Genomic DNA, 11,615 nt, shown 5'->3' on the forward strand with positions numbered 1-11,615 from the left:
AAACCCGCGGCAGCGCTACGGCACCTTCACCCACTGCGCCTTCGACGGCGTCCCCTGGTCATCCGTGACGAACAGCATGTACCACCCCGACGGAACCAGATTCCGATTCGTCGGCACATCCACCGTGATCTTGTCCCCGGACTTCTCGAAGTCCAGCTTCACCGATCGCTGATCCACGTCAGTGACATGTGTGGACGCACTCGGCCGCATCAACCGGACGTTCTCGATCGACGACGCGTGCTTCGAGGTGAACGTCCCCGACCCACCCCGCTTGATCGTCTGCGGACCGCCCGACAACGACGGCTGAGCGTCCCGGTACAGATACGGCGGCGTATAGATCTCGATCCGCTGCTCGAACTTCCCCGGCTTGGTGTTGGCCTTGTCGGCGTAGAGCGAGTCCGAGCCGAAGAACATCACCCGCCCGTCGGGCAGCAGGATCGACCCCGAGTGGTAGTTACGGCCCACCAGCGGGTCGGCGACCCGGTTGAGGGCGCCCGTGGCCGCGTTGTACAGGTGCGCCTGGAGGATGTTGGAGTCGCCGCGCCCCCGGTAGTCCTCGGAGCCACCCGACACCAGCACACTGTCGTCCGGCAGCACCGACGCCTGCGGATACCGCGTGCCCTTCTCCAGCGACGGCCCGTCCACGAACTTCGGGTCGTCGTCCTTCAGATCGATCAGCCGCGTCTTCTCGCTGGACTCCTTGGACTCGCCGACGCCACCGCCGCCGATCACCATGTACTTCTCGTCCTGCGCCGGCGGCAGCAGCACCGTGCCCGAGGTCTCCATCAGCTTCGGGTCGCTCAGCCCGCTCAGCTTGCTGAACTTGTTGGTGCCCACGTCCCAGATGCCCGGGTCGCGGCCCACGTTGTCAGGACCGTAGCCCGCGTTCGAACCCGAGTAGAAGATCTTCCCGTTCTCCAGCGGGAACAGCGCCGGGTACGTCGGGAACTGCCTGGTCTTCTGCAGGTACGTCCACTTCTTGGTCTTCGGGTCGTACACCTCGTTCTTGCCCGGCACGAGCTGGCCGATGTCGTCGAGGCCGGAGACGCTGAGGATCTTGCCGTTGCCCAGGGTGGTGAGCGTCGGGTACCAGCGGGCCTCGTGCATCGGGTCGACCTTGATGTACTTCTCGGCGACCGGGTCGAACTCATAGGCATCCCGAATACCCTGGAAGTCCTTCTTGTCCAGGGCGAGCTTCTGTGCGATGCCGTACGTGTTACGCGCGTCGGCACCGGACAGCCCCTGAATCCGGTAGTTGTCCTGGGTGCCGGTCTCGTAGTCCTCGCCCTTCTTCTGCGCCTCGACATAGATCCGGCCGAGACCGGGGTCGTTGCGCAGGAACTTGCCGGTCGCCTTGTCGAAGACCTTCTTCGCACGCGGCACCAGCACCGGGTCCTTGGAGACGAAGGTCTTGCCGTTCTCCTTGCCGGTGAACTTGGTGCCCGCGGGCAGCGTGATCGGCTCGTCCGGGTTCTCGTTGTGGACGATCATCAGGCCACCGGCCTTGGTGACGTCACCCTTGAGCTTCTCGTAGCGCTTGGTACCGCCCGCGATCAGCAGGTTGCCGTTGGACAGCTGGGTGTGCCCCGTGCAGAACAGGTCGTTCGGCGTCGGCACCTTCTTGATCGTGCCCTTGACCGGGTCCCAGATCCGGGTGTCGTACTTCTTCGCGTCGAAGTTGTCCTGGTTGTTGCCCGAGCCCGCGATCAGCAGCACCTTGCCGGTGTGCAGGAGAGCCGCGTGGATGGTGTTCTGGCGGTACTCCTCGGGGAAATCGACGATCTCCCATTTGCCGTTCTCGGCTTTGTACTCGGGCTTGTTGATTTGGTACTGGTGGTATTTCTCGGTGCCGACGCGATAGAGCCACGGCCCGTTCATTCCGGCCAGCGCGAGTACCACCGCCGTACCTATCGCGAGTCGACGGGCGCGGCGGCGGCCTGCACGGTCGTTCATTCCTTACGTCCCCCAAGTCCACCAAGGGCGATCTGCATCGTCTGGTCGTTACCACTACTGCCCGACGCGGCCCAACTCGGCTTGTGCTGCGGCGCGTGCGGGGCATGCGCCGTGTGCGGAGCATGGGACGCGTGCTGCGTGGGCAGCGGTTGCGGCTCCGGCTGGTACGGCGCGGACTGGGCCGGGGCGGGCTGGGCCGGCACGGTCGCGACGGGCCTCTTCTTGTCCTGCCGCAGCATGTAGCGCCAGGCGAAGATCGGCGTCGCGGTGATCAGCATGGCGAACGTCGCCCAGATGATCATCGCGGGGTGCGCGTGGCCGTACACGAAACCGGCGGTGATCGACGCCCCGAAGATCGCGATGAAGTACCAGTGGTACCGGAAGGTCCCGAACCAGCGGTCGGGGCTCGCGGAATCGCCCTTGGGGGTGACCACGAACTTGCTCTTCTTGCGCAGCGCGGAGTCGATCAGCGCCTTCGCGTACAGCGGCGCCGACAGCGCGGACATCACCATGCCGGCCACACCGCCGGAGCCCTCGGGCTCGTGCGGCGAGACGTTGTGGCGGCGGTTCCAGACGTAGAGGCCGATCTGGAGTGCGGAGGCGTTGCCGTAGAGCATCAGCCAGATCGTCGGGTCGATGTTCACACCCGAGGCGCCCAGGCCCAGGAACAGCGCACAGCTCAGTGCCGCCAGGATCCAGTTGAGGGCCGACATCGGGTAGAAGATGATCATCATGGTGTAGTTGAAGAGCTTGCTCGGCGGCAGCGAGTACCAGCCCTTCCAGTACTGCTTGAGGATCGTCTCGTACGTCCCGCGCGACCAGCGCATCTGCTGGGTGAAGAAGTCGGTCCAGGCGCTCGGCCCCTCACCGACGGCGAGCACGTCCGGCGTGTACACGGACCGCCACTTCTTCCCCGTGGCCGGGTTCTTGTGGCGGTGGATCTCGAACCCGGTCGCCATGTCCTCGGTGATCGAGTCGTACAGACCGCCGATCTGCTTGAGCGCCTTGATGCGTACGGCGTTCGACGTACCCACGAACATCGGGGAGCCGTACTTGTTGCCCGCCCGCTGGATGAGGGCGTGGAAGAGGAACTGCTGCGACTCGGCGGCCTTGGTGACGAAGTTGTCGTAGTTGCCGTACACCTGCGGGCCGATGACGAAGCCGACGTTCGGGTCGCGGAAGAAGCCGAGCATCCGCTCCAGGTAGTTCGGCAGCGGCACGTGGTCGGTGTCGACCGAGGCGAAGAAGTCGTAGTCGTCGCCGTGCGCGTCGAGCCAGGCGTTGTAGTTGCCGTGCTTGGTCTTGGCGCGGTGCGGGCCCTTGGCCTGGTTCCACTTGGCGATGCCCTTGCGGGAGAAGTGGTGCACGCCGAGCCGCGCGCACACCTCCTTCACCTCCGCGTCGTCGCCCTCGTCCAGCAGCCAGACGTGCATCAGACCCCGGTGGCGCAGCTTGACGGCCGCCTCCAGGGTCTTCGTCACCATCTCCAGCGGCTCCTTGCCGGGCACGAAGGAGGTCAGGAAGGCGACTCTCGTGCCGGTCTCCGGGACCACCGGGATCGGGTCGCGGGCGACCAGCGTGGCGTGCGCGTTGGACAGCACGTTCATGCAGCGGAAGAACTCGATCAGACCGATCGAGACGAGCATGACTATGTCGAGCGCCGGCAGGAAGTCGAAGGCGGGATAGTCCCGCTCGGTCCAGTGCTCGGGCTGGAGCAGCCAGAACAGCAGGACCAGCGACAGCACCGGGGCCGCCGCCAGCATCAGCGCGACCCTGATCCGGTGCGGCTCCTGCGAGATCAGCGAGCGGTACTCGACCCGGTACGGCTTGTTCGGGTCGGGCTGTGTGAGGGGGCCGGCGAGCCGGCTGTAGTGCTCGTAGTCGTACTTCGGCAGCGTCTTCTTGATCCGGCGGAAAGCTCCGGTCCTGGTCTGCGAAGGCACCCTCAGTTGGGTGGTTTGAGACGGGTCGAAGTTCTGCCGGGCGCCCGTCGGCGTCGACGTCATGAGTCATCCCCCCACACGCGGGTCACCCGCGTGTCTGTCGGTTCCTTTACGGCTGCTCCGGTCCCCCTCGACCTTCACAGGCGTATCAGTGGTGGGCCGCAGTCACCACATCTTCCACACCTTAGACATGGAACTGCGACCTTCCGGTTGCATCATGCCCCCCTCGGCATGCGGTCATGAGCGGGGCCCCCTATGCCCCGGCGAAAACCGGCAACCGGCTCCTTGCCCCCCAACTGCCGCGTATGCGCAGCATCTTGAAAAACCAATCACCAGGGTTCTACGTCGTTCCACATGATCGCAAGATGCGAAACGAGGTGTTTACCGGTCATACGCGCTCATTGTGGCACCTGTGGGGGTGTTGTGTACCCGTGGTGGAAACACGGGCGCGGATGTTGCCGAAGTGCTCCCTTATGGCCTCCTCCGCCCGTATCGCATCGCCCGACCGCACCGCCTCCACGATCTCCCGGTGCTGCCGGCAGGTGACCAGCGGATCCTGCGGGGCGCCCCCGAGATCGGTGTGGACGCGGTGGAAGGCGTCCCAGAACGCCTCCATCACCTCGCCCAGCAGCGCGTTGTCCAACCCCCGGTAGAGAGTGGCGTGAAACGCCCGGTCGGTGTCGGCGATCCCGTCGCCGCCGCGTGCCGCCTGCTCTTCCATACGGTCGACCAGCGCGTCCAGTTCAACGAGATCGCCCTCCGGCACCCGCCCCGCGAGCCGCGACACCAGCCCCGTCTCCACGGCCTCCCGCAACTGCACCAGCTGGAGCAGGGTGTCCTCGCCCCGGTAGTGCCCGGCGACGGTACGGAAGGCGAGGCCCTCGATCATCGGCGCCAGCGACATGGCGCCGACATACGTCCCGAAGCCGTGCCGGATCTCCACGATGCCCATCGCCTGCAAACCCTTGAGCGCCTCGCGCACGGAGTTCCGGCTGGCACCCAGATGAGCCATCAGCTCGGGCTCCGTCGGCAGCGGGGCCCCGGAGGGCAGCCGACGGTCGATGATGAGCTTCTTGATCCGCTCCTGAAGGTCACGCGCTGCCATGGCCAGAGAGTATCCGGCCAAACACGAGATCAGCCCCCCGCTTGCGCGAGGGGCTGATTCCACCGCTGCGCCGCCAGGGAGCACTGCCCGGGGGGGCGACCCCCGGACCTCCGGCCGCCCGTGTGGGCGTCGGTGACTGCGGCGGTAAAGGCCGAAGGCCCCTCGCGGTGGCGAAGGGCCTTCGGTGTCGTGCGCCGCCAGGGACTCGAACCCCGGACCCGCTGATGCTGTGTTTCCCGGGGGGCGACCCCCGGACCTCCGGCCGCCCGTGTGGGCGTCGGTGACTGCGGCGGTAAAGGCCGAAGGCCCCTCGCGGTGGCGAAGGGCCTTTGGTGTCGGTGCGCCGCCAGGGACTCGAACCCCGGACCCGCTGATTAAGAGTCAGCTGCTCTAACCAACTGAGCTAGCGGCGCCTGCTGACGGCGTAACTCTACATGACCTCTCGGCGTGCTTCGGACCACCGGGCGGGGGTGGCGGAGGGCCGGGGAGGGGGCCGTAAACCATTCGGACCGTCAACATGCGCGTCCGGAAGACAGTTGAGAAACTGACGACGTGCACAGCCGCGGACATTTCCAACTGGAGCGTGAAGGGAATCGCATGGAGACTCGGACTCCGGTATTCGAGGAATTCGATCCGGCGAGTGACTGCGACTGCCCGGGATGCGTTCACTGGAGACGTGTCCTGCCGCATTCCGAGACCGGCCGCCACCCGGCCGCCCACCGGGCGCTGATCCTCGCCGCAGCCGCCTCCACGACCCTCGCCGTCGGCCACACGGCCCCGGCGTTCGCCGCCCCCCACGCCCCCGACCGGCCTAGTGTTCCCGCAGGTGACGAGCCCAGCACACCCCAGGGCGGCAAGGCCCCCCTGCACGGCCCGGGCGGGCAGCCGGCCGAGCTGTCCGGCCCGGTCAAGACACCCGCGACCACTCGCGCGCAGATCATCAAACGGGCCAAGAAATGGGTCTCCGCGAAGGTGCCGTACAGCATGTCCAAGTACTGGTCGGACGGATACCGGCAGGACTGCTCGGGCTTCGTCTCGATGGCCTGGAAGCTGCCCGGTAACGAATGGACGGGCAGCCTGGGCCAGTACGGAGTACGCATCGCCAAGAAGGACCTGCAGCCCGGCGACATTCTGCTGTTCCACAATCCGGCGAACCCCGAGAAAGGCTCGCACGTCGTCATTTTCGGCGGCTGGACGGACCACACGCACACCTACTACGTCGCCTACGAGTCGGCGCCCCCGCACGCCCGCCGACAGACCACCCCGTACGCCTACTGGAGCCACTCCTCCCGCTATCTCGCCTACCGCTACAAGGGGCTGAAGAGCGCCACCACGGGGACCGAACCGGCCACGGAGAAGCCGACCGCGGAGGAGCCGGCCACGCAGGAGCCGGACGCAGGGGAGACAAGCGCGGGGGAGGCAGGCGCGGAGAAGCCGGAGGCCGGGAAGACGGATGCCGTCACGCCGGGGGCCGAGAAGCCGGTAACCGTGAAACCGGAAGGCTCGGACAGCGGGACGGCGTACCCGGGACGGGCGTATTTCGGACCCGGGGCCAACAACAAGTACGTCACCCGGCTGGGCCGCCTGCTCGTCGAGCGCGGTGCCGGCCGGTACTACACCTCCGGCCCCGGCCCGCGCTGGACGGACGCGGACCGCAAGGCCACGCAGGCCTTCCAGGAGGCGCAGGGCTGGCGGGGCCAGGACGCGGACGGGCTGCCGGGCGCGCAGACATGGGCGCTGCTGGTGACGGGCAAGGGGAAGGACATCCCGAGCGCTGGTCCGGCGGGAGGCGCCGACCCGGCCGACCCGTCCGCCCCTGATGCAGCCGCAACCGCAGCCGCAGCCGAGTCCACGAAGCCCGCGTCGCACGGGGTGTCCGGTTACCCGGGCCGGGCGATGTTCCGGCCGGGCGCCGACAACCCGTACGTCCTCCAGCTCGGCAGACAACTCACCAAGAAGGGGTTCGGCAAGCACTACGAGACCGGGCCGGAATCGCGCTGGAGCGAGGCGGACCGGCGAGGCGTCGAGGCCTTCCAGCGCACCCAGGGCTGGCGCGGCGGCGCGGCGGACGGCTATCCGGGGCCGGAGACCTGGCGGCGGCTGTTCTCGTAACCCGACATCCCGGCGACCACTGTTGTGACGCATCTGGCGCGGAGGCTGGAGGCACGCATGACCACGACCACTTCCCACACCCCCGAGCCCGAGGGGGTCGCGGGGCCGCCCGAGGTACCCGCCCGGCCCGCGCGGCTGATCCAGAACGAGGCGACCACCGAGATCCCCGTCCATCTGCTGTTCCGCGACGAGGCGGGCCCGGTGTCCGTGCCGCTCAGACCGACGGTCGTGGCACGTCGGCAGGGCACGGGGGAGCAGCCGCGGCTGCGCCGCCCCGTGCAGGCCAAGCCGCGCCCCGAGCCGCAGATCGATCCCGAGCTGGTGGAGCGGCCGGCACGGGTGCTGCCGGGGGCGGCGGGGGTGCTGGCCGGTGTCTGCGGGGCGGCCGGGTGCCTGGCCACCTCGTGGTGGGCGGGCGTGCTGCCGGCGCTGGCGATGGAGGCGTCGGGGCTGCCCTCGTCCGCGGCGGGGCTGGGTCCCGTGCAGTGGGCGGCGTACACGGGGGCCGGGGGCCTGGGGCTCCTCGGCCTGGGCGGGCTGGCGCGCGGGCGGACCGGACGGGCCTGGGTGCTCGGTCTGTTCGGCGGCTACCGCGGGACGGTCCGGCGCACCGGTCTGCTGTGGGTCAACCCGCTGCTGCTGCGCCGCCGGGTCGACGTACGGCTGCGGCACTGGCGCAGTGAGCCGATGCCCGCGGCCGACGGCAACGGGGTCGCGTTGCGGGCGGTCGTCCTGGTGGTGTGGCGGGTGAAGGACACGGCGCGGGCGACGCTCGGGGTGGAGGACCACGAGTCGTATCTGCGTGAGTGCGTCGAGGCGGCGCTGGCCCGGGTGCCGGTGGAGATGCCGGGTGCCTCGCGGGGATCGGCGGAGGCGGCCGCGGAGACGCTGACCCGGTTGGTGGTGCGGGACGCGGGCGTGGTCGGGCTCGACGTGTTCTCGGTGCGGCCGGTGCGGGTGGAGTACGCCCCCGAGGTCGCCGCCGCCATGCACCGGCGCCGGATCGCCGCGCTGGACGCCCAGGACCGGGCCACCATGGTCACCTCGGTGGTCGACTCGGTGGAGGACACGGTGACCCGGCTGACCATGCGCGGTCTGGTCGAGCTGGACGACTACGAACGCAAGGCGCTCGTCAAGGACCTGACGGTGGCGTTCTGCGCGGGGCGGGGGGAGGCGGGCGCCTGAAACCCGCTGACGGCCCGTCGAACCCGTTCCTCGATGGGTATGGACACGTCTTTGATATGGACACAGTCAATAGTCGGCAATAATCTGGGACTTGGTCTAGACCTGCAAGCTCATCGAACCTCCCCCACGTTCCCAGGAGCAGCAGCATGCGCAGAAAGACCAAGTGGTACGCCTCCGCGCTCGGACTCACCACCGCCGGGGCCCTCGTGCTCTCCGCCGGAGGCGCGAGCGGCCACGGCTACACCGACCTCCCCGTCAGCCGTCAGAAGCTCTGTCAGAACGGCACCGTGACCAACTGCGGCTCCATCCAGTGGGAGCCGCAGAGCGTCGAGGGCCCCAAGGGCTTCCCCGGCTCGGGACCGGCCGACGGCCAGATATGCAACGGCGGACTCGGCCAGTTCAGCCAGCTCAGCGCGCCGAAGACCCCCTCCGGCGGCGCCTGGCCCACCACCCGGGTGACCGGCGGTCAGAACTACACGTTCCGCTGGCAGTTCACGGCCATGCACGCCACGACCGACTTCCGGTACTACGTCACCAAGCCGGGCTGGAACCAGAACCACAACCTGTCCCGCTCCGACCTCAACCTCACACCGTTCTTCACGGTCCCGTACAACGGACAGCGACCGCCGTCCACGCTCTCGCACAGCGGCAGGCTGCCCACCGGGTTGAGCGGCCACCACGTGATCCTCGCGGTGTGGACCGTCCACGACACGGGCAACGCGTTCTACGCGTGCTCGGACGTCACGTTCTGAGCATTGCTTGAGACAGCGCGGCCCCGCCCGCGGGTACGTTCCCCCTACGTCGACATGACCATGACGGCGTAGGGGAGCTGTACCTGACCTCGGGGAATGCGCAATGGACGTCATCTTCTACCTCGTTCCCGGCCTGATCCTGGCCGTTGTCCTCTTCGGCGCGTACCGCGTGCTGCGCCGCTCGCTGCAGATCCGAAGCGCCTGGAACAGCGGTCTGACCGCGGAGGGGCGCTGTCTGCGGATGTTCACGACGACGCACGGCGGCAGCGGCGACACGAGTGTGAGCACCACGCTGCATCACGTGTACGAGTTCACCGCCCGCGACGGCCGGACGGTGCGCTTCGAGGAGGAAGGCGGCCCGGGGACGACGTTGGAGGGCGACTTCGTCACCGTCTATTACAAGGAGGGCGGCGAGGTCGTCGCCACGGCGAAGGAGCCGCGCCGGGGCAAGCTGGCGGCGTCCACCGTCGCCATCCTCGCGTTCCTCGGGGTGGTCGCGGTGTTCTGCATCGGCTTCATGGCCACGTACCACCAGATGTCCGACGGCTTCGGCTTCGGCGAGGGCACCGACGACACTGTCGACACCGTCGTGGTCGACGGCGTCACGATGACCCCGTGACCCTACACATCTGACGGTCCATCAATTACCGTGCGCCGCCATGGAGTCCAACAGGCGTACGGTCGCGGAGCTCGTCGCCGGCCGATGGGGCGACCACCGGCCGGGGCTGTGGTGGGAGGAGCAGGCGCTCACCCATCACGAGGTGGCGGCGGGTGCCGCGGCCCGGGCGGCGCTGCTGGCCGACCTGGTGCCGTCCCGCTCGCACATCGGGGTGCTGCTCGACAACACTCCTGAGTACGTCCTGTGGCTGAGCGCGGCGGCCCTCGCCCGCGCCGCCGTCGCCGGGATCAACCCCACCCGCCGGGGCCCCGAACTCGCCCGCGACATCCTGCACACCGAGTGCCGTGTCCTGGTCACCGAGCGGTCCCACCTGCCGCTGCTCGACGGCCTCGACCTGTCCGGCGTCCGCCTGCTGCTGACCGACTCGGCCGAGTACGACACGCTGCTCGCCCCGTACGCCGACGCACGACCCGACCCCTCCCGTGCCTCGCCGCACGACCGGCTCCTGCTCTACTTCACCTCCGGCTCGACCGGCGCCCCCAAGGCCGCGATCTGCACCCAGGGGCGTTTGGCCGCCGCGGGCCGCTCCCTGGCCGGCCAGTTCCACGTCCGGCCCGACGACGTGCACTACGTCTGCATGCCGCTGTTCCACGGCAACGCGGTGATCGCCGACTGGGCGCCCGCCCTCGCGGCCGGCGCGGCGGTCGCGCTGCGGCGGCGGTTCTCCGCGTCGGGGTTCCTGGCGGACGTACGCGCGTACGGGGCGACGTACTTCACCTACGTGGGCCGGGCCATCCAGTACGTCCTCGCCACCGAGCCGCGCCCCGACGACCGGGACAATCCGCTGCGCCTTGGCTTCGGCACCGAGGCGGGGGCCGTGGACGCCGCCGCCTTCGAGCGGCGGTTCGGGGTGCGGCTGGTCGAGGGGTACGGCTCCTCCGAGGGCGGGGCCGCCGTGCAGTGGTCGCCGGGCACGCCGCCCGGGGCGGTGGGGCGCGCGACGCCCGGGCTCGCCGTACTCGATCCGGAGACCGGTGAGGAGCGTCCGCCCGCCGTGTTCGACGCGGGTGGGCGGCTGGTCAACGGGGACGCGGCCATCGGGGAGCTGGTCAACCGGGGGCCGAACCCCTTCGAGGGGTACTGGCGAAACCCGGAGGCCGAGGCGGAACGGCGGCGGGAGGGCTGGTACTGGACGGGTGACCTGTTCTGCCGCGACGCCGACGGCTACCTGTACTTCGCCGGGCGCGGCGACGACCGGCTGCGGGTCGACGGCGAGAACCTGTCCGCCGCGATGATCGAGAACATCCTCGCCCGGTACGAGGGTGCCGTGGCCGTCGCCGTGTACGCGGTGCCGGATCCGGTGACCGGGGACCAGGTCATGGCGACCATCGCCGGGGAGTTCGACCCCATCGCCTTCGCCGGGTTCCTGCTCGCCCAGCCGGATCTGGGGACGAAGATGGCACCCCGGTTCGTACGGGTGGTGGAGCGGATGCCGGTGACCGCCACGAACAAGATCCATCGGGCGGGCCTGCGACGCGAGGGGCCACGGTGCGCCGACCCGGTGTGGTGGCGACCGCCGGCGGAGCGGACCTACCGGAGACTGACCGAGGCGGATGCCCTGGCATACGTCGAAGGGCCTCTCGCTCCCACGAGAGGCCCTTCGGAAGTGCGCCGCCAGGGACTCGAACCCCGGACCCGCTGATGCTGTGTCTCCCGGGGGGGTAACCCCCGGACCCCCAGCCGCCTCTGCTTGACGGCATACGTCGAAGGGCCCCTCGCTCCCACGAGAGGCCCTTCGGAAGTGCGCCGCCAGGGACTCGAACCCCGGACCCGCTGATGCTGTGTCTCCCGGGGGGTAACCCCCGGACCCCCAGCCGCCTCTGCTTGACGGCATACGTCGAAGGGCCCCTCGCTCCCACGAGAGGCCCTTCGGAAGTGCGCCGCCA

Annotated in this window: 8 protein-coding genes and 1 tRNA gene; 5 read left to right on the top strand and 4 right to left on the bottom strand. The window is 69.1% G+C overall.

Annotated features, from left to right (window positions below):
* Nucleotides 1–15: 15 nt before the first annotated feature.
* The 4 genes from ACFU95_RS04700 to ACFU95_RS04715 all read right to left on the bottom strand — a co-directional run bounded on the left by ACFU95_RS04700 (nucleotide 16) and on the right by ACFU95_RS04715 (nucleotide 5,414).
* Nucleotides 16–1,953, bottom strand: a complete 1,938-nt coding sequence (locus ACFU95_RS04700; RefSeq protein ID WP_383821661.1) for a galactose oxidase-like domain-containing protein — start codon at nucleotides 1,951–1,953, stop codon at nucleotides 16–18.
* Nucleotides 1,950–3,959, bottom strand: coding sequence for a glycosyltransferase family 2 protein (locus ACFU95_RS04705; RefSeq protein ID WP_383821664.1), 2,010 nt, complete (start codon nucleotides 3,957–3,959; stop codon nucleotides 1,950–1,952). The genes ACFU95_RS04700 and ACFU95_RS04705 overlap by 4 nt, the downstream gene beginning before the upstream one ends.
* A 325-nt stretch (nucleotides 3,960–4,284) precedes the next feature.
* Complete coding sequence (locus tag ACFU95_RS04710; RefSeq protein WP_383821667.1) at nucleotides 4,285–5,001, bottom strand: FadR/GntR family transcriptional regulator; 717 nt, start codon at nucleotides 4,999–5,001, stop codon at nucleotides 4,285–4,287.
* Between the two features lie 339 nt (nucleotides 5,002–5,340).
* Nucleotides 5,341–5,414 (bottom strand) — tRNA-Lys (locus ACFU95_RS04715).
* Nucleotides 5,415–5,598: 184 nt separating this feature from the next.
* Between ACFU95_RS04715 and ACFU95_RS04720 the strand changes: the two genes are divergently transcribed.
* From ACFU95_RS04720 to ACFU95_RS04740, 5 genes are all read left to right on the top strand, one after another.
* A complete protein-coding gene (locus tag ACFU95_RS04720; RefSeq protein ID WP_383821670.1) occupies nucleotides 5,599–7,113 on the top strand; it encodes a peptidoglycan-binding protein in 1,515 nt (504 codons plus the stop codon).
* A 57-nt stretch (nucleotides 7,114–7,170) separates the two neighbouring features.
* A complete protein-coding gene (locus ACFU95_RS04725) occupies nucleotides 7,171–8,298 on the top strand; it encodes an SPFH domain-containing protein (protein WP_383821673.1) in 1,128 nt (375 codons plus the stop codon).
* A 146-nt stretch (nucleotides 8,299–8,444) separates the two neighbouring features.
* Nucleotides 8,445–9,050, top strand: a complete 606-nt coding sequence (locus ACFU95_RS04730; protein ID WP_383821676.1) for a lytic polysaccharide monooxygenase — start codon at nucleotides 8,445–8,447, stop codon at nucleotides 9,048–9,050.
* A gap of 103 nt (nucleotides 9,051–9,153) precedes the next feature.
* Entirely contained in the window at nucleotides 9,154–9,669 is a 516-nt protein-coding gene (locus tag ACFU95_RS04735) for a hypothetical protein (RefSeq protein ID WP_383821679.1), read from the top strand.
* Between the two features lie 40 nt (nucleotides 9,670–9,709).
* Nucleotides 9,710–11,371: an AMP-binding protein gene (locus ACFU95_RS04740; RefSeq protein ID WP_383821681.1), complete on the top strand. Its 1,662-nt coding sequence runs from the start codon at nucleotides 9,710–9,712 to the stop codon at nucleotides 11,369–11,371.
* Nucleotides 11,372–11,615 lie beyond the last annotated feature (244 nt).

This window comes from Streptomyces sp. NPDC057623, assembly GCF_042800355.1.
GTDB lineage: Bacteria > Actinomycetota > Actinomycetes > Streptomycetales > Streptomycetaceae > Streptomyces.

What these genes read in the sequence shown, in the direction of transcription:
- ACFU95_RS04720 (WP_383821670.1), top strand. Translation starts at nt 5,599, where the DNA reads ATGGAGACTCGGACTCCGGTATTCGAGGAATTCGATCCGGCGAGTGAC.
- ACFU95_RS04705 (WP_383821664.1), bottom strand. Translation starts at nt 3,959, where the DNA reads ATGACGTCGACGCCGACGGGCGCCCGGCAGAACTTCGACCCGTCTCAA.
- ACFU95_RS04730 (WP_383821676.1), top strand. Translation starts at nt 8,445, where the DNA reads ATGCGCAGAAAGACCAAGTGGTACGCCTCCGCGCTCGGACTCACCACC.
- ACFU95_RS04710 (WP_383821667.1), bottom strand. Translation starts at nt 5,001, where the DNA reads ATGGCAGCGCGTGACCTTCAGGAGCGGATCAAGAAGCTCATCATCGAC.
- ACFU95_RS04725 (WP_383821673.1), top strand. Translation starts at nt 7,171, where the DNA reads ATGACCACGACCACTTCCCACACCCCCGAGCCCGAGGGGGTCGCGGGG.
- ACFU95_RS04700 (WP_383821661.1), bottom strand. Translation starts at nt 1,953, where the DNA reads ATGAACGACCGTGCAGGCCGCCGCCGCGCCCGTCGACTCGCGATAGGT.
- ACFU95_RS04735 (WP_383821679.1), top strand. Translation starts at nt 9,154, where the DNA reads ATGGACGTCATCTTCTACCTCGTTCCCGGCCTGATCCTGGCCGTTGTC.
- ACFU95_RS04740 (WP_383821681.1), top strand. Translation starts at nt 9,710, where the DNA reads ATGGAGTCCAACAGGCGTACGGTCGCGGAGCTCGTCGCCGGCCGATGG.